Genomic DNA, 16,131 nt, shown 5'->3' on the forward strand with positions numbered 1-16,131 from the left:
GCGGCGCACCTGACCGGCCGCCCCGGGTCAGATCAGCGACACGATTATCGCGATGGCGACCACGGCGAAAACGACCACCAAGGCGATCGTGACCGCCATCGCGGCCACACCCGTTCCGGGGAACCGGTGCCTGGTGCGCGGCTCCGGTGCGGAGAGGCCTGAGGTCTGTGCCGTTTCCGGCGGGGTCGAGCCGGGTGCGACGCCGCCGCCGGGTTCCAGATCGGGGGTGCGCGCGGGATCGGGGTCCATTGCCGACATGGGAATCACTTCCCGTCGTTGCCGGGGGTTTCCGGCGACTCGGGTCGCCGTCCGGACATCTTTCGATAGAGGACCACCGCGCCGACGAGCACGGCGATCCCGATGATCACCAGTAGCTCCATGTCCGCCGGTTACCCGCGATCGCATCCGCCAATCACGTCGCAGGGCGTTGTGGGATCTCCAGGGCGGCGCGCGCCGCACTGGTGATTTCCCCAGCGATCGCCGAACGCGTTGCCGGGGCCCGACCCGCGCAGCGAATATCGAAAGGGATCGCGATGTGGCGGGACGATGTCGCCGCGATCGATTCCACAAGCCTGCCGATCCGTGGAAGGTGGATGGCGACGATGACATTGCGGCAGACCTTCGTGACCTATCGGGAGATGTACCGATTCCCCGTCGCGATCATGGGCACCCAGGTGGTCCTGCGGGTGGGCGTTGCGGGGGTCGTGACGATGCCCGAGCCGCTAGGCGCGCGCCTACAGACCTTGTTGCAGCCCGCGCAGCACGCCGGGCCCGTGTTCGTCGACCCGGACACCGGACGGTGGGTCTTCCTCACCGCGGGCATCCCCACCGGCGAGCAGGCGCACCGGCCCGTGCTCGCCGAGGCCGACGTGCGGATCGTGGAGTGGGGTGAACAGGTCGCGCTGCCGCTGCTCAGCGAAGCCAGCCGGCCCACCTCGGACGAGCGCCGCTGGCTGTGGCCGCCAGGCTACGAGCTGCCGCAGCCGGGTCCGTTTCTCAACGAATTGATCGGCGCTGTATCGAGATTCGGTCACCACGGTGACCTGCGTGGTCGCGCGCTAGCTGGCTGAGCGACCACCCTGCGCCGATGTGGTTGTCATGCGGTCAGTTTCGGCGCGAGAAGGCTGGGCATCCAGCCAGCGACACTATCGATCCGCTGAACGAGGTGGTCGCATCATGGCATCCGACGGAGCGTGGGAGATTCCCCCGCTCGACGACGCACCGGATATCGCTCGCACGGCCGAACCGCGACCCGGGGAGACGATGGCCGACGCCAGGAACGGGGTCGGTCTCGTGCTGGTCGGGGTTGGGTTGTTCACCGTGGTCGTCACCATCGCCATCGCGGCCCTCGGCGCGGAGGGATGGGCGTTGTTCGCGGCCGTCGTCGCGGGCGCCGCGTTGCTGGCGGGTACGGGGTTGCTCTTGTTCGAGCGGCGGAATCGGCTTGCGCAACAAGAAGGTTCGAGCTACGAGCAGCCTGCGGCGTGGTGAGGGGGCGGATCAGTGGGCTCGGCAGACCTCGCGTGCGGCGTTCTTGGTCCCGTTGAACTGGTCGATGGCGTCGTTGAGCGTGTCGACGTCGACGCGGCGTTCGAGTAGATCGGCGAGGTTGTTGGTGTCGTCGCGGTAGGAGCGCAGGCTGCTCGCGACGTCCGGGGGCACGTCCCTGGTCAACTTCTGGTCTACGTTGCGCGCGTTGGTACGCAAGGTGTTCACGGCGTCGTTGGCCTTGGCCTCCGCGTCGGGCGCGTTGTTGTTGCTGGCGTCGATGTAGGCGTTGAACGAGTCCACCGAGCTCTCGTTCGCGGCGGCGAAGGCGTCGCAGGCCGCCCCTGCCGCGCGTTCGGCGGCGGCGGCCCGCGACGAGGACGCGGCGGCCGAGGAGGCGGCGACTTCGGAGGTGTAGGCGGCCAACTCGGTCTGGTTGACCTGTGGATTGCCGGTGATCTGCGTGGAGCAGGCGCCGATGAAGATGATGCCGCTCGCGGTCGCCGCCGCCGCGGCGGCCAGGCCCGCGCGTTCCAAACGTCGCATGTCCGTTCGCCTTCCCCTCGGTGCGTCCAGCCGCGGACGAGACCGGACCTTACGACGTTACTGTGCGCGACCGGGCCGAACAGCTGGCCGTGCTGATATCGATGGCCAACCGATATCGCAGGGGCCGAACCGGTCCGACCGGTCCGCATCGCACCCGGGTCGGCGGCGATGCGGACCGGTCGCACGGTCAGTTCTGGTCGAGCATGGCGCGCATGGTGGCGATCTCCGCTTCCTGCGCGGCGATCACCGTGCGGGCCAGCGCCTGCGCGTCGGGATTGACGCCGTCGGCCAGTTCGGTCTTCGCCATATCGATCGCGCCGGCGTGGTGTTCGATCATCATTTCCAGCCACATCTCGTCGAACGCGGGGCCGGAAGCGGCCTGCAGCGCGGTCATCTGCTCGGCCGACATCATCCCCGGCATGCCGTGACCCTCATGCCCACCGCCCGCGGTGGGCGCTGGCTTGCCGAAGCTCTGCAATAGGGCACTGATCTGCTCCATCTCGGGTGCCTGCGCCTTCTCGATCTCCGCGGCCAAGGCGCGCAGCTGCGGGTTCTCGGTGTGGCCGGGCACCAGCTTCGCCATCTCGACCGCCTGCGCGTGGTGCGGGTACATCATCTGCAGGAACGTCACATCGGCGTTGTCGAAATCGGTCCGGGCGGCGGAGGTGGCCGCCGCGGTGGTGCTCGACGATGCGCCGTGGTCGGTGCCGGACGTCGAATCGGAATCGTCGCCGCATCCGGCGGCGAACAGCAGGGCGGCCGACGCGACGGCGGCGATCGTGATGCGGGTACGGGTGATGAACATGGTCGAACTCCTTGGGAATTGCGAAAAGCACGGTTTACGAGGGCAGGACGGAACCACGGCCGTGGTTGATCACGGACGCGGTGGACCTGTCAGATCCGCAGAATCGACAATTCGGCCAGGGACAACACGGTCCAGGGCGGTGGGCGTTCACGTCTGGGCCGCCGGTGCCGCGGCTTCGGGCCACCCACGAGGTGATCGCCCGCGATCCGGTACAGCAGAACGAGCAGGACCGCCAGGGCGAGCGCGGTCAGGATGAAGACGCAGGCGTGCAGACCGGCGTGGCCGTCGCCGCACTCGGCGCACCCGGGTTGGGCGGCGGCGCCCGCCGAAGATTCGCTCCGGGCAACCGCGTGGGCCTGGTCGGCGGACCCGGAACGGTGGTCGCTGTCAAAGATCCGCGCGGCGGGGCGCGAGGCAACGGGGGCGGTCGAGGTGTCGGCACCGTGGTGCGCCGCGCCGGAGGCAGCATGGCGGGCCGGTGTGGAGGCAACGGGGCCGGCGGCGGCAGACGATCCGGCTGCCGCACTGGTCGAGTGGTGCTTGGCAGCGGCGGGGGTGGTGAAGATGCCGACGTGCATGGCCGCGATTCCTGCGATGAGGGCGACCACACCCAGCAGCCGGGTGAACCCGGATGCCTGCTTGGCGGCGTGCGGCGCGGTCACATCGAACAGGGTAGCGGGCGACCGGAGAGGTTACCTGTACCCCCTGTGCGTATGGGTGAGTCGCCGCTGCTCTTATCCGCTTTCCGGCGATTCAGGACGTGGCGATGTCGATCACAAGGCGGGTCGGGTCGGACAGCGTGGTGACCGAGAAGGCAGGGCGATCGGCGTTGACCCCGATGAAGGATTGGGTCGTGCCCTCGAAGACAGTGGTGCGGTAGACGCCCGCGATGCCCGGGGCGCTCGGGTCGGTGGCGGGATCGGGGCCGGAGTAGGGGGTGACGCCGCTGTCGAAGGGGTAGGCCGATCCGGTGATCTGGACTTCGAGCACGGACTGTCCGGCCACCTCGAGGACGTTGCCGCTGCCGTCCTGCACCGCCTGATCGGTGTACTGCACGATCCAGCCGGGGGTTCCGGTGCCGCCGAGGTCGTAGACGACGCGGTCGAAGCCGGAATGGTGGCCGATGCGCAGATCGGTGACGGTGAGCGCGGCATTGCCGGACGGGGTGCCGCGCTTGGGACCCGCGTCGCCCGGCGGCTGCACGGGCGCCTCGACGAGCGAGCCGGTCGTCGTCGGCGGCGGAGTCGAGGTGGCCGAGACCGATTCGCCGTCGTCACAGCCCGCGATCAGGGCCGCCGTGACGGCGACCGCCAACACCATCCTGTTGCGCATGGGGCTGATGCTACGCAGCGGCTTCGCCGGATCGGGGGACAATGACGGACCTGGCGTGTGCCCTCCGCGTGTCGCGCGGATTGCTTGTTCGGACGGTGACGACGGAGCCGCCCGGTCCCTACCGCAGCGGCCGGGTGGCCGGTCCCGGCCGGGACAATTGTCGAGAACGTTCAGGATGGTTGCGCGCGGACAGCGGCACGTCGCAGCCGCACGACCCGGGGTGATCGGTTGCTGGGCAGTAGTTTTGGAGCGCGAACCTGGCTCGGCACCGGAGCTCCGGATACTTGCCGCCGGTAAAGGTCTCTTTCCCGTCGCGTGTCCGCAGCCCGCGTCGCACCCCGACCCTGCGCGAGTTTCCTTGCGACACAGGGTCTCGTACCGAGCCACGAGCCGCGGTGCGACACCGGAATCTCTATTTGCCGGGCCGCGCGCGACTATGCGGCAACGATCTAGCACACTTGACGTGTGGACGATCTCGAGGACGTGTTTGGCCGACTGCGGCGGTATCCGGATGTGGAGGCGCTGAACCTCTATGCCGTCGATGCCGCCGACCGGTTGATCCTCGACGCGGCCGCGGACGCGATCGAGACAGCCGGTAGCGGAAAGATAGCCGTTATCGGTGACAACTACGGCGCGCTGACGCTCGGCGCGATCGCCAGGCACGACCTGCGCGAGGTCCGGGTGCACCAAGATCTGCTCACCGGCGAGCTGGCGCTGGCCAACAACGCCCGCACGCTCGGCCTGGCCGACCGCTATACCGCGCACGCGCTCACCGAGGAACTGCTGAGCGGCGTCGAAGTGGTGCTGCTCCGGCTGCCCAGGGTGCTCGCGGGTCTCGCGGAGGTGGCCGACGCGATCGCGCGGTACGCCGCCCCCGGGGTGAGCGTGATCGCGGGCGGGCGCGACAAGTATCTGACCAAGTCGATGAACGATGTACTCGCCGAGTCGTTTTCGACCGTCCTGGCCAGCCGGGGCAGGCAGAAGTCGCGCACGCTTCTCGTCGAGGGTCCGAAACCCGTTGGCGACCCGCCGTTTCCGGTGCGCGAATGCCTCGACGAGGTCGGCATCGAAGTCGTCGCCCACGGCGCGGCGTTCTCGGGTCCGCGTCTGGACATCGGAACCAGGTTCCTGTTGCAGCACCTGAAGTGGATGAAGCCGGACGCCCGCGACGCCATCGACCTCGGCTGCGGCACCGGCATCCTCGCGGTGGCGCTCGCCAAGGCGCGCCCGGCGCTGCGGGTGGTCGGCACGGATCAGTCGGCTGCCGCGGTGGCCTCGGCGCGGGCGACGGCATCGGCCAACGAGGTCGCCGACCGGGTGACGGTGGTACGCGACGACGCGATGTCCTCGGCCGCCGACAACAGCGCCGATCTCGTGCTGTGCAACCCGCCGTTCCACGTCGGCGCGGCGGTGCACACCGGCTCCGCCATCAAGATGTTCGCCGAAACCGGTCGCGTGCTGCGCCCCGGCGGCGAACTCTGGACGGTGTACAACACCCATCTCAACTATCGCGGTGTGGTCGAGCGGATGGTCGGGCGCACCGAGGTGATCGGCCGAAACCGGAAGTTCACGGTGACACGGTCGGTGCGTGGCTTGCACGACGTCCGGCAACGGTAGAGTCCGAATTGTCCGCCTCGGCGAACGGCTCGGGAACTCGACGCGAGTGCCGAACGTTGGACCAGGCAGTTGGATATCGAGCGACGGCTCGGCAGACAGCGGCAACGACTCCAGAAAGGCACTCACGGTGCGCACCACAAGCAATCCGGTCTTCAAGAATCTGCCCAAGCAAGAGGGCGGCGGCTACGCCAACTTCGGTTCGGGTGTAGCGGGTGCCGGGCAGTTCGGGCAGCAGTTCGGTAACCAGTACCCCAACCAGTACCAGCAGCAGCCCTATCAGCAGGCCCCGCCCACCCACCGGGCCATGACGATCGACGACGTGGTGACCAAGACCGGCATCACGCTGGGCGTGCTCGCCCTGTCGGCGATCATCGCCTACGGCCTCACCACGGCCAACACCAGCCTCGCGCCGCTGTTCGTCATCGTCGGCGGTCTGGTCGGCCTGGTGCTCGTGCTGATCGCCAGCTTCGCCAACAAGATGGACAACCCGGCGATCGTGCTGGGTTACGCGGTCGCCGAGGGCTTGTTCCTGGGTGCGCTGTCGTTCATGTTCACCGACATCACCTTCGGTGGTGCGGGCGGTAGCACGCTGATCGTGCAGGCCGTGCTGGGCACCTTCGGTGTGTTCGCGGGCATGCTCGTCGTCTACAAGACGGGCGCGATCCGCGTGACGCCACGATTCACCCGCATGATCGTCGGCGCTCTCATCGGCGTCGTCGTGCTCATGCTGGGCAACCTGATCGCGAGCTTCTTCATCGACGGCGGCCTCGGCCTGCGCGACGGTGGCCCGCTCGCCATCGTGTTCAGCCTGGTCTGCATCGCGATCGCCGCGTTCAGCTTCCTGCTCGACTTCGACGCCGCCGATCAGCTGATCCGCGCGCAGGCGCCGGAGAAGGCGGCCTGGGGCGTGGCGCTCGGCCTGACCGTCACCCTGGTCTGGCTCTACGTCGAGATCCTGCGACTGCTGAGCTACTTCCAGAACGACTGACGACCGGCCGCGGGCTGAATCCGCGGCCTCACCGACTGAGGTCGTCCAGCCTGACGGCTGCGGTCGAAATGCAGACAAAGGGCGGCCACCGGGTAAACCTGGTGGCCGCCCTTGTCGTCGGCGAAACGAACTATCAGCTCAGCCGCTCGATGACCATCGCCATACCCTGGCCGCCACCGACGCACATGGTCTCCACACCGAACTGCTTGTCGTAGGTCTGGAGGTTGTTGAGGAGCGTGGTGGTGATGCGGGCGCCGGTCATGCCGAACGGGTGGCCGAGGGCGATGGCGCCACCGGAGACGTTCAACTTGTCCTCATCGATCTTCAGCTCACGAGCCGAGCCGAGCACCTGCACGGCGAAGGCCTCGTTGATCTCGAACAGGTCGATGTCGCCGACCGTCTTGCCCGCAAGCGCCAGCGCGCGCTTGACGGCCTCGATCGGGCCGAGGCCCATGATCTCCGGCGACAGGCCCGAGACGCCGGTGGACACGATGCGCGCCAGCGGGGTCAGGCCGAGTTCCTTGGCCTTGGTGTCGCTCATGATGACCAGCGCGGCGGCGCCGTCGTTGAGCGGACAACAGTTACCGGCGGTGATGGTGCCGTCGGGACGGAAGACCGGCTTCAGCTGGGAGACGGCTTCGTAGGTGACGCCAGCGCGCGGGCCGTCGTCGGTGGAGACCACGGTGCCGTCCGGCAGCGTGATCGGGGTGATCTCGCGCTCGAAGAAGCCGTTCTTGATGGCCTCCTCCGCGCGGTTCTGCGAGCGCACGCCCCAGCGGTCCTGGTCCTCGCGGCTGATGCCGGTGGAGGTGGCGACGTTCTCGGCGGTCTGGCCCATCGCGATGTAGGCGTCGGGGATCAGGCCGTCCTCGCGCGGGTCGTGCCACACGCCCGCGCCGCCCTCGGCGGTCTTCGCGGTCCGGGCCTGCGCCTCGTCGAACAGCGGGTTCTGGGTGTTCGGCCAGCTGTCGGCCGAGCCGCTGACGTAGCGCGAGACGGTCTCGACGCCCGCGGAGATGAATACGTCGCCCTCGCCCGCCTTGATGGCGTGGAAGGCCATCCGGGTGGACTGCAGCGAGGAAGCGCAGTAGCGGTGCACGGTGGTGCCGGGGAGGGTGTCGAATCCCAGCTGCACCGCGACGATGCGAGCGATGTTGAAGCCCTGCTCGCCGCCCGGGGAGCCGCAGCCCAGGATCAGGTCATCGATCTGGGTCGGGTCGAGCGCAGGAACCTTGTCGAGCGCCGCGCGCACGATCTGGGTGGTCAGGTCGTCGGGCCGCATGTCGACCAGCGAACCCTTGCGGGCCCGGCCGATGGGGGAGCGGGCGGTCGAAACGATAACTGCCTCTGGCATGAGGGCTCCTTCGTACTTGCTGCTCAGTTTTGTACTGGCACCTCTATGTGTACCGAACCTGTCGAGCGCCGGGAACGTCGCCCCGGCCATTGCGCGCTTCGGCGTCGTCCGCTGCGACCGCGCCGGATTTCTGGGCAACCAGCCCGCGCAGCCGGGCCGCGAGTCCGCGGCGCAGGCCGTGCGCGCCACGGTCGGTGTTCAGCCCCCGCTGTTCCAGGGCCGCGAGCAGCGCGGGAAGCACCCGCGCCGCGGCGAGTTCGTAGCCGGCGGCCGAGGGATGGAAGCCGTCGGCGGAGAACATCTGCTCGGGCGCGGTGCGAAATTCCCGGCCCAGCTCGCCCAGCGCTACCGGGTGTCCGCCGGCTGCGATGGTGACCGCGAACTGCGCCCTGGCCAGTCGCACGCTCCAGTTCCACACGATGGTGCGCAGCGGCTGCGGAATCGCGGACACCGTCCCCAGATCGGGACAGGTGCCGACCACGACGACGCTGCCCGACAGGTGCAGCCGGGCCACCGCGGCGCCGAGCCTGCGCGCCGAGGCGCCGATGGAGTGCTTCTTGGTGATGTCGTTGGCGCCGATGAAGATCACCGCGGCGTCCGGCGGCGGTCCCGCCACGAACATGGCGTCCACCTGTCCGGCGAGACCTTTGGAGGTGGCGCCGGAGATCGCCTTGGTGCTCAACCGGATTCGTTTCCCGCTGGCCTCGGCGAGCGCGCGGGCGATGCGCACGCCGGGCACGCCGTCGGCGGTCAGGCAGCCGACACCGGCCGCGGTGGAGTCGCCGAAGATCATCAGGTGCAGGTCGGCGTGCTTGCCGGTACGCCACGGCTCGGGCGCGACGCAACCCGCGGTGTAGATGCCGTCCGCCTCCGGCGGCTTGGAGGTGTCGCGGCCGATCACGCCGCGCGCGGCGCCGGCCTGCGCCATGAGCAGCCGATACGCGGCCCACGACGCGGTGCCCGCCCCGGAACCCGCGAGCAACGTCGCAGCACCGGTGACGACGGCCGTTCGCCAGCTGATCCGAGGTGCTCCCACGCCCGAAATTTTACGGGGTCGGCGCGACGAAGTCGGGAGGCCGAGTAACGCCTCAGATCACGTCGAACGTGCCGCGCGCGGGAATGCTCAGCGCATCGGTGGTGACGGTGACTTCGATGCGGCCGGGGCCGGTGTCCTGGAACAGCGCGTACTGGATGCTGCCGTAGATACCGGTGACCACCGTGTTCTCGTAGGCGCCGGTCGCACCGGTGTTCAGGTTGCGCCATGCCACGGTGGTGCGCACCTCGCACAGCGGCGCGAGCGGGTACAGGCCAGGACCGATACCCGCGACCGGCAGCGCGCGGACGTTGAGAATGGCGCGGCCCGGCCACTCGGGGCTGGTGTCGGCCCAGGTCTGAATGGTGGTCCAGCAGAGTCCGCCGTGCGCCGTGGTCGGCACGGGCGGGAACGACACCGTGCCCGCGCTTGCCTGCGCGGTCCCGATCAGCGCGGCCGTCGCCGTCGCGGCGAGGACGGTTGCGGCGCGAGCGATAGTGGGCTGCCTCATGTTTCCCGATCTTAAGGGCGCTCGGCCGACCATGTGGCGTGTCGCCGAGGGGACGCTCCGGGCTCACGTGCGCGAACTCACAGTGTTTCCTATCCCCGGCGTTCCCGGGCCCCTGCGTGGTCACGCTGCGCTGCCGCCTCCGGGACCGTCGCTCATGCCGCGGTGTTGGTTTGGGCGGCATTCCCGGGCCCCTGCGTGGTCACGCTGCGCTGCCGCCTCCGGGACCGTCGCTCATGCCGCTGGGGCCTTCTGCAACGATAGGGCTATGCGCATCGCGGATCACGTCGTGGACCTCATCGGCAACACGCCCCTGGTCCGGTTGAACAATGTCGTCGGCCCGACCGACGGGCTCGTGGCGGCCAAGATCGAATATCTGAACCCGGGCGGCAGTGCCAAGGACCGCATCGCGGTGAAGATGATCGACGCCGCCGAGCAGGCGGGGCTGCTGAAGCCGGGCGGAACCATTGTCGAGCCAACCTCCGGCAACACCGGCGTCGGACTGGCGCTCGTCGCGCAACAGCGCGGCTACAAGTGCGTGTTCGTCTGCCCGGACAAGGTCTCCGAGGACAAGCGCAACGTGCTGCGCGCGTACGGCGCCGAGGTGGTGGTCTGCCCGACCGCCGTGCCGCCGGACCACCCGGACAGCTACTACAGCGTCTCCGACCGCCTGGTCCGCGAGATCGATGGCGCGTGGAAGCCGGATCAGTACTCCAACCCCGGCGGCCCCCAGAGCCACTACGAGACCACCGGCCCGGAGATCTGGCGCGACACCGAAGGCAAGGTCACCCACTTCGTCGCGGGCGTCGGAACCGGCGGCACCATCACCGGCGCCGGTCGCTACCTCAAGGAGGTTTCCGGCGGCAAGGTCAAGGTCATCGGCGCCGACCCGGAGGGTTCGGTCTACTCCGGCGGCACCGGCCGTCCGTATCTGGTGGAGGGCGTCGGCGAGGACTTCTGGCCGTCGGCGTACGACCCCGCCGTGCCGGACGAGATCATCGCGGTCTCCGACGCCGATTCCTTCGACATGACCCGCAGGCTGGCCCGCGAGGAGGGTCTACTGGTCGGTGGCTCCTGCGGCATGGCCGTCGTCGCCGCCATCGAGGTGGCGCGGCGCGACCCGGACGCGGTCGTCGTCGTGCTGCTGCCGGACGGCGGTCGCGGCTACCTCTCCAAGATCTTCAACGACCGTTGGATGAGCTCCTACGGTTTCCTGCGCACCCGCCTCGACGGCAGCCCCGAGCCGCTGGTCGGCGACGTGCTGCGCGGCAAGTCCGGCGAGCTGCCCGATCTGGTGCACACTCACCCGTCGGAGACGGTGCGCGACGCCATCGAGATCCTGCGCGAGTACGGCGTCTCCCAGATGCCCGTCGTCGGTGCGGAGCCGCCGGTGATGGCCGGTGAGGTCGCGGGCAGCGTCACCGAACGCGACCTGCTCTCCGCGGTCTTCGAAGGACGCGCGCAGCTCACCGATTCGGTGGCCGAGCACATGAGCCCGTCGTTCCCGCTGATCGGTTCCGGCGAGCTCATCTCCGCCGCGACCAAGGCGCTGTCGGACACCGACGCGCTGATGGTCGTCGAGGACGGCAAGCCGGTCGGCGTCATCACCCGCCACGACCTGCTCGGCTTCCTGAGCACCGGCCGCATCGGTCACTGACCAGCCACGCCGCGCACGCAGTCCGGGGGCTATGCGCTCGGTGTTACCGCTAGGCCGTGTCACGAAGTCCGGCCGGTGCGCCGGATGGGACTTCGAGACAGGGCCTGGTCCGCGGTGACGAGGGCCTCGGCGTCCGTGCCCGTATGGTCGGCGTCGGTGCCCGTATGGTCGGCTTCGTCGCGATTTCGCCGTGACGCGAAATTTTCTGGTGCGCAGTCCATTTCGCGCGGCCCATGGGCTTCGATCAGCCCTCGGCGGCGAGTTCGGCCGCGTCGTGCGCGCGCCTACTTCGAGGGGTATGTCGAAACGGGCAATTTCTTCGCAAATTCGGGATTTCCGCCGATTTTCAGGGGTATAACCGGCCTGGAAAGTCGCCTCGGCAATCGCCCTGGCGTAATCGGATAGCGAAGGGAAGGGCGCGGTGTATACCTCCAGTTTGGCTATCGATTTCCAGCAAGGGCTTTCGGACGCGTGGAGTTCCATCGCGACGTTCGTGCCCAAGCTCGCGGGCTTCCTCGTCATCCTGCTGATCGGCTGGATCGTCGCGAAGGCGGTGGCGACGATCGTCGACAAAGTGCTGGAGCGGGTCGGTTTCGATCGACTCGTCGAGCGCGGCGGGGTGAGAAAGATGCTCGAGCGCAGTAAATACGACGCGTCGGACCTGCTCGCCAAGCTCGCCTACTACGCGATCCTGCTGATCGCGCTGCAACTCGGCTTCGGTGTGTTCGGGCCGAACCCGGTCAGCGACTTGCTCGACGGCATCGTGTCCTGGCTGCCCAAGGCCGCGGTCGCGATCGTCATCATCGTCGTCGCGGGCGCCATCGCGCACGCGGTCCGCGAACTGGTCACCAACGCCCTCGGCGGCCTGTCCTACGGCCGCATGCTCGGCACGTTGGCCTCGGTGTTCGTCTGGGGTGTCGGCATCATCGCGGCGCTGAACCAGATCGGCGTCGCCACCACGGTCACCACGCCCATCCTGATCGCCGTGCTCGCCACCATCGGCGGCATCCTGGTGGTCGGTGTCGGCGGCGGTCTCGTCCGGCCGATGCAGCGGCGCTGGGACAGCTGGCTGCGCAACCTCGAGCAGGAGGTGCCGGCGATGCGCGGCCATGCGGAGGCGTACCAGCGCGGCCGCGAGGACGCGTCCCGCGAACAGCAGTGGGCGACTCAGCCCGCGAGTGCTCAGCAGTTGGCGCCGGAGGAGGCCATGGCGGGCGGGCGCCAGCAGGGTTACCCGCAGCAGCAGGGCGGTTACGTCGAGGGACAGGGCGCGGGGTACGGCCAGGGTCCTGGCGGTGGCTACCCGCAGGGTGGTCAGGGTGGTGCCTATCCGCAGGGCGGCCAGCGCGGCGGATATCCCGAGGGCGGTGGTTACCGCGAGGGCGGCAGGCACGGCTACCCGGAGGGCGGTCAGGGGGGCGCCTATCCGCAGCAGGGTGGTCAGGGTGGCGCCTATCCACAGCAGGGCGGTCAGGGAGGCGGTTATCCGCAGGGTGGTCAGGGTGGCACGTATCCGCAGGGTGGCCAGGGCGGCTACCCGCAGGGCGGCAGCGAGTACACCGAGTACGGCGGGGAATCGCCCGAGCCGCGGTAAATGCTGGAATATCGATACGTCCGCCCCGGGTCCGCCCGGGGCGGACGTTCGTTCTGTGGGTCTCAGCCGGGGGCCGCGATTGCCCGTCGCCGAAGGTGTGCCTAGCGTGGGCCGCGATGGACCCGAGCTGGTCAGGTGCCGAAGTAGCCCGGTGTCGCCGAGTTCGACGTGCCGAGGCGACAACGCCTACCGGGGAGGCTGGTTACCCGCGAATTGGCAGACGCCCGCGAGTCGCATCTGCAACCAGTCGGCCTGGACCCAGCCCGGGGCATCCACGGGCGCGTCGCTCGTCATGGGCACGGCGTCCGGCTCGCCGACATGGTCGAGCAACCCGCGGACGTATCCGGCGAGCAGCACCTCGGCGGGCACCGAGGAAGCGTCGTCGACGCCGAAGTCGAGGATGTCGCGGACGGCGGCGGCGTGCTGATCGAGCGCCGCCGAGACCGCGGGAAATTCCGCGGCGGCGGTACGCGCCGGCACCCCGTGCGTCGTGTGCAGGCGGTTCAGCATTCGGCGCGCCGACACTTCGAGCAGCGCGGGTCCAAGCAAAAACACCCGGCAATGCTAGCAATCGGCGGAGGTATATCAAAATGTGATATTCGACCAATTGCCGATCGACGCACGGTAATTGATCCAGCAAATTACTCGCGTGTAACTCAGCGGAACGCGTTGGCGTCGGTGAGCGCCTTGCCGAGCACGAGCTGGTGCACCTCCGCGGTCCCTTCGTAGGTGAGCACCGACTCGAGGTTGTTGGCGTGCCGCAGCACCGGGTAGTCGAGGGTGATGCCGTTGGCGCCGAGGATGGTGCGGCACTCGCGCGCGATGGCGATGGCCTCCCGCGTGCTGTTCAGCTTGCCCGCGCTGATCTGCTCGGCGCTGATCTCGCCGCGATCCTTGAGCCGGCCGAGGTGCACCGCGAGCAGCTGGCCCTTGCCGAGTTCCAGCGCCATGTCGGCGAGCTTGCCCTGGGTGAGCTGGTAGCCGGCCAGCGGCTTGTCGAACACCTCGCGGGACCTCGCGTAGTCGATAGCGGCGCTGAGGCAGTCGCGGGCCGCGCCGAGTGCGCCGAAGATGATGCCGAAGCGGGCCTCGCTCAGGCAGGCCAGCGGCGAGCTCAGTCCGCTCGATTCCGGAAGCACGGCGTCGGCGGGCAGCCGCACGTCGTCGAAGTCGAGTTCGGCGGTGATCGACGCGCGCAGCGAGAGCTTGCGGTGCATCTCGCGCGCGGTGAAGCCGGGCGTTCCCGCGGGCACCAGGAAACCGCGCACCACGGGCTTGGCGTCGCCGTTTTCGGCGTAGGCCCAGACCACCGCGACATCGGCCACCGAGCCGTTGGTGATCCACATCTTCGATCCGTTGAGCACCCAGTCGTCGCCGTCGCGCTTGGCCCTGGTGCGCATGCCGCCGGGGTTGGAGCCGAAGTCGGGTTCGGTCAGTCCGAAACAACCAAGCGCGGCGCCCGCGGCCAGATCCGGCAGCCACCGCTGCTTCTGCTCCTCGGAGCCGAACTTGTGGATCGCGGTCATCGCCAGCGAGCCCTGCACCGACACCATGCTGCGCACGCCGGAATCGACCGCCTCCAGTTCCTGGCAGGCCAGGCCGTAGGCCGTCGCCGACATCCCGGCGCATCCGTAGCCCTCGAGGTGCATGCCGAGCAGGCCGAGTTTGCCCAGTTCCGGGGCGATTTCGCGAGCCGGGAAGGTGCCCGCCTCGAACCAGTCGGCGATGTGCGGGCGCAGCCGCTGCGCCGCGAAGGCCGCGACGGTATCCCGGATTTCGCGCTCCTCCGCGGAGAGCAGGGCATCGATCGCGAACAGTTCTTCGACAGTAACCATGGCCTCAGCGTAATTGGCCGCCGTGGCGATGAGACCCGCGTCACGGCGCGCCCCGGGCGGATAGCCCGGGAGTGGCTTCTCTACGCTGTCCCCATGAGTGAGCTGGGATTCTCCACACGCGCCGTGCACGCCGGATTCGATCCCGATCCCCAGACCGGCGCGGTCAACGTGCCCATCTACGCGAGCTCGACCTTCGCCCAGGACGGTGTGGGCGGGCTGCGCGGCGGCTACGAGTACGCCCGCACCGGCAACCCGACCCGGACGGCGCTGGAAGCGAACCTCGCCGCGCTCGAATCGGGCCGCTACGGAAGGGCTTTCGCGTCCGGCATGGCCGCGACCGACTGCGCGCTGCGCGCGACGCTGCGGCCCGGCGATCACATCGTCATCCCGGACGACGCCTACGGCGGCACCTTCCGGCTGATCGACAAAGTGTTCAGCCAGTGGGGCATCGAGCACTCGCCCGCGCACGTGTTCAACACCGACGAGATGCGCGCGGCGATCCGCCCGAACACCAAGCTCATCTGGGTCGAGACCCCGACCAACCCGCTGCTCAGCATCGGCGACATCCCCGCGCTCGCCGACATCGCGCACGCCGCGGGCGCGAAGCTGGTGGTGGACAACACCTTCGCCACCCCGTACCTGCAGCAGCCGCTGCTGCTGGGCGCCGACATCGTGGTCCACTCGACCACCAAGTACCTCGGCGGCCACTCCGACGTGGTCGGCGGCGCGCTGATCACCAACGACAAGGAACTCGACGCGGCCTTCGCCTTCCTGCAGAACGGCGCGGGCGCGGTGCCCGGCCCGTTCGACGCGTACCTCACGATGCGCGGCGCCAAGACGCTCGCGGTGCGCATGGAGCGCCACTGCGACAACGCGGAAACCCTCGCCGAGTTCCTCGCCAAGCATCCGGCCATCTCCCAGGTCATCTACCCCGGCCTGCCCGAGCACCCCGGACACGTGGTGGCCGACAAGCAGATGCGCCGGTTCGGCGGCATGATCTCGGTGCGCCTGCACGGCGGCAAGGAAGCCGCGCTGGACTTCTGCTCGCGCACCAAGATCTTCACCCTGGCCGAGTCGCTCGGCGGCATCGAATCGCTGATCGAGCACCCCGGCGCCATGACGCACGCGTCCACCGAGGGCTCGCTGCTGGAGGTGCCCGCCGATCTGGTGCGGCTCTCGGTCGGCATCGAGGACATCAGCGACCTGCTGGCCGACGTCGAGCAGGCGCTCGCGAAGTAAGGACAGAGACAGGGATGGATACGACGAAGCGGCCGCATTCGGGATCGAGTGCGGCCGCTCGCGTATCTGTCGGGTTTTCTCGTGGCGGATCCGGTCGGCGACCGGGCCGGTGTCTGCGCGCCGACGGCGGACGCG

17 protein-coding genes are annotated in these 16,131 nt (G+C 69.0%); 7 read left to right on the forward strand and 10 right to left on the reverse strand.

Annotated features, from left to right (window positions below; genetic code table 11):
• Positions 1–27: 27 nt before the first annotated feature.
• Entirely contained in the window at positions 28–258 is a 231-nt protein-coding gene (locus AB0H49_RS12130) for a DUF6480 family protein (RefSeq protein WP_355001991.1), read from the reverse strand.
• 335 nt (positions 259–593) lie between these two features.
• On the opposite strand from AB0H49_RS12130, the gene AB0H49_RS12135 reads away from it, so the two are divergent.
• Entirely contained in the window at positions 594–1,070 is a 477-nt protein-coding gene (locus AB0H49_RS12135; RefSeq protein WP_357250389.1) for a hypothetical protein, read from the forward strand.
• Between the two features lie 106 nt (positions 1,071–1,176).
• Positions 1,177–1,491, forward strand: coding sequence for a hypothetical protein (locus AB0H49_RS12140; protein ID WP_357250392.1), 315 nt, complete (start codon positions 1,177–1,179; stop codon positions 1,489–1,491).
• Positions 1,492–1,500: 9 nt separating this feature from the next.
• Here the strand turns inward: AB0H49_RS12140 and AB0H49_RS12145 are convergent, their stop codons facing one another.
• The 4 genes from AB0H49_RS12145 to AB0H49_RS12160 all read right to left on the reverse strand — a co-directional run bounded on the left by AB0H49_RS12145 (position 1,501) and on the right by AB0H49_RS12160 (position 4,171).
• Positions 1,501–2,034 carry a hypothetical protein gene (locus tag AB0H49_RS12145; RefSeq protein WP_357250395.1) on the reverse strand — a complete coding sequence of 178 codons (534 nt, stop codon included), beginning with the start codon at positions 2,032–2,034 and terminating at the stop codon, positions 1,501–1,503.
• Positions 2,035–2,221: 187 nt separating this feature from the next.
• Complete coding sequence (locus tag AB0H49_RS12150) at positions 2,222–2,839, reverse strand: DUF305 domain-containing protein (RefSeq protein WP_357250398.1); 618 nt, start codon at positions 2,837–2,839, stop codon at positions 2,222–2,224.
• An 89-nt stretch (positions 2,840–2,928) separates the two neighbouring features.
• Positions 2,929–3,501 carry a DUF6153 family protein gene (locus AB0H49_RS12155; protein ID WP_357250401.1) on the reverse strand — a complete coding sequence of 191 codons (573 nt, stop codon included), beginning with the start codon at positions 3,499–3,501 and terminating at the stop codon, positions 2,929–2,931.
• Between the two features lie 91 nt (positions 3,502–3,592).
• The gene (locus tag AB0H49_RS12160) at positions 3,593–4,171 is read right to left on the reverse strand and encodes a hypothetical protein (protein WP_355001985.1); all 579 of its coding nucleotides are present in this window, start codon (positions 4,169–4,171) and stop codon (positions 3,593–3,595) included.
• Positions 4,172–4,636: 465 nt separating this feature from the next.
• Between AB0H49_RS12160 and AB0H49_RS12165 the strand changes: the two genes are divergently transcribed.
• Together AB0H49_RS12165 and AB0H49_RS12170 are read left to right on the forward strand one after the other, a co-directional pair.
• On the forward strand, positions 4,637–5,788 hold the full coding sequence (locus AB0H49_RS12165; protein ID WP_357250405.1) for a methyltransferase: 1,152 nt from the start codon (positions 4,637–4,639) through the stop codon (positions 5,786–5,788).
• A gap of 127 nt (positions 5,789–5,915) precedes the next feature.
• On the forward strand, positions 5,916–6,776 hold the full coding sequence (locus tag AB0H49_RS12170; protein WP_355001983.1) for a Bax inhibitor-1/YccA family protein: 861 nt from the start codon (positions 5,916–5,918) through the stop codon (positions 6,774–6,776).
• Between the two features lie 133 nt (positions 6,777–6,909).
• Here the strand turns inward: AB0H49_RS12170 and AB0H49_RS12175 are convergent, their stop codons facing one another.
• From AB0H49_RS12175 to AB0H49_RS12185, 3 genes are read right to left on the reverse strand one after another with little or no spacing between them, the layout of a single operon-like run.
• The gene (locus AB0H49_RS12175) at positions 6,910–8,130 is read right to left on the reverse strand and encodes an acetyl-CoA C-acetyltransferase (RefSeq protein ID WP_355001982.1); all 1,221 of its coding nucleotides are present in this window, start codon (positions 8,128–8,130) and stop codon (positions 6,910–6,912) included.
• Positions 8,131–8,173: 43 nt separating this feature from the next.
• Positions 8,174–9,166, reverse strand: coding sequence for an SGNH/GDSL hydrolase family protein (locus tag AB0H49_RS12180; RefSeq protein ID WP_357250409.1), 993 nt, complete (start codon positions 9,164–9,166; stop codon positions 8,174–8,176).
• 52 nt (positions 9,167–9,218) lie between these two features.
• Positions 9,219–9,674: a hypothetical protein gene (locus AB0H49_RS12185; protein ID WP_355001980.1), complete on the reverse strand. Its 456-nt coding sequence runs from the start codon at positions 9,672–9,674 to the stop codon at positions 9,219–9,221.
• A gap of 265 nt (positions 9,675–9,939) precedes the next feature.
• On the opposite strand from AB0H49_RS12185, the gene AB0H49_RS12190 reads away from it, so the two are divergent.
• Together AB0H49_RS12190 and AB0H49_RS12195 are read left to right on the forward strand one after the other, a co-directional pair.
• Positions 9,940–11,328 carry a cystathionine beta-synthase gene (locus tag AB0H49_RS12190; RefSeq protein WP_355001979.1) on the forward strand — a complete coding sequence of 463 codons (1,389 nt, stop codon included), beginning with the start codon at positions 9,940–9,942 and terminating at the stop codon, positions 11,326–11,328.
• A 421-nt stretch (positions 11,329–11,749) separates the two neighbouring features.
• The gene (locus AB0H49_RS12195) at positions 11,750–12,922 is read left to right on the forward strand and encodes a hypothetical protein (RefSeq protein ID WP_357250414.1); all 1,173 of its coding nucleotides are present in this window, start codon (positions 11,750–11,752) and stop codon (positions 12,920–12,922) included.
• Positions 12,923–13,108: 186 nt separating this feature from the next.
• Here AB0H49_RS12195 and AB0H49_RS12200 read toward each other — a convergent pair whose 3' ends face one another.
• Positions 13,109–13,477 (reverse strand): DUF6401 family natural product biosynthesis protein, encoded by a 369-nt coding sequence (locus AB0H49_RS12200; protein WP_357250417.1) that lies wholly within the window; start codon positions 13,475–13,477, stop codon positions 13,109–13,111.
• A gap of 101 nt (positions 13,478–13,578) precedes the next feature.
• Complete coding sequence (locus AB0H49_RS12205; protein ID WP_357250421.1) at positions 13,579–14,757, reverse strand: acyl-CoA dehydrogenase family protein; 1,179 nt, start codon at positions 14,755–14,757, stop codon at positions 13,579–13,581.
• A 93-nt stretch (positions 14,758–14,850) separates the two neighbouring features.
• Between AB0H49_RS12205 and AB0H49_RS12210 the strand changes: the two genes are divergently transcribed.
• Complete coding sequence (locus AB0H49_RS12210) at positions 14,851–15,996, forward strand: cystathionine gamma-synthase (RefSeq protein WP_355001974.1); 1,146 nt, start codon at positions 14,851–14,853, stop codon at positions 15,994–15,996.
• The last annotated feature ends 135 nt before the right edge of the window (positions 15,997–16,131 follow it).

This window comes from Nocardia sp. NPDC050713 (assembly GCF_040654315.1).
GTDB lineage: Bacteria > Actinomycetota > Actinomycetes > Mycobacteriales > Mycobacteriaceae > Nocardia.

Excerpts from the sequence above, each read along its gene's own strand:
- AB0H49_RS12150 (WP_357250398.1), bottom strand. The coding sequence starts at position 2,839 with ATGTTCATCACCCGTACCCGCATCACGATCGCCGCCGTCGCGTCGGCC.
- AB0H49_RS12145 (WP_357250395.1), bottom strand. The coding sequence starts at position 2,034 with ATGCGACGTTTGGAACGCGCGGGCCTGGCCGCCGCGGCGGCGGCGACC.
- AB0H49_RS12135 (WP_357250389.1), top strand. The coding sequence starts at position 594 with ATGGCGACGATGACATTGCGGCAGACCTTCGTGACCTATCGGGAGATG.
- AB0H49_RS12185 (WP_355001980.1), bottom strand. The coding sequence starts at position 9,674 with ATGAGGCAGCCCACTATCGCTCGCGCCGCAACCGTCCTCGCCGCGACG.
- AB0H49_RS12210 (WP_355001974.1), top strand. The coding sequence starts at position 14,851 with ATGAGTGAGCTGGGATTCTCCACACGCGCCGTGCACGCCGGATTCGAT.
- AB0H49_RS12140 (WP_357250392.1), top strand. The coding sequence starts at position 1,177 with ATGGCATCCGACGGAGCGTGGGAGATTCCCCCGCTCGACGACGCACCG.
- AB0H49_RS12205 (WP_357250421.1), bottom strand. The coding sequence starts at position 14,757 with ATGGTTACTGTCGAAGAACTGTTCGCGATCGATGCCCTGCTCTCCGCG.
- AB0H49_RS12130 (WP_355001991.1), bottom strand. The coding sequence starts at position 258 with ATGTCGGCAATGGACCCCGATCCCGCGCGCACCCCCGATCTGGAACCC.
- AB0H49_RS12190 (WP_355001979.1), top strand. The coding sequence starts at position 9,940 with ATGCGCATCGCGGATCACGTCGTGGACCTCATCGGCAACACGCCCCTG.
- AB0H49_RS12160 (WP_355001985.1), bottom strand. The coding sequence starts at position 4,171 with ATGCGCAACAGGATGGTGTTGGCGGTCGCCGTCACGGCGGCCCTGATC.
- AB0H49_RS12175 (WP_355001982.1), bottom strand. The coding sequence starts at position 8,130 with ATGCCAGAGGCAGTTATCGTTTCGACCGCCCGCTCCCCCATCGGCCGG.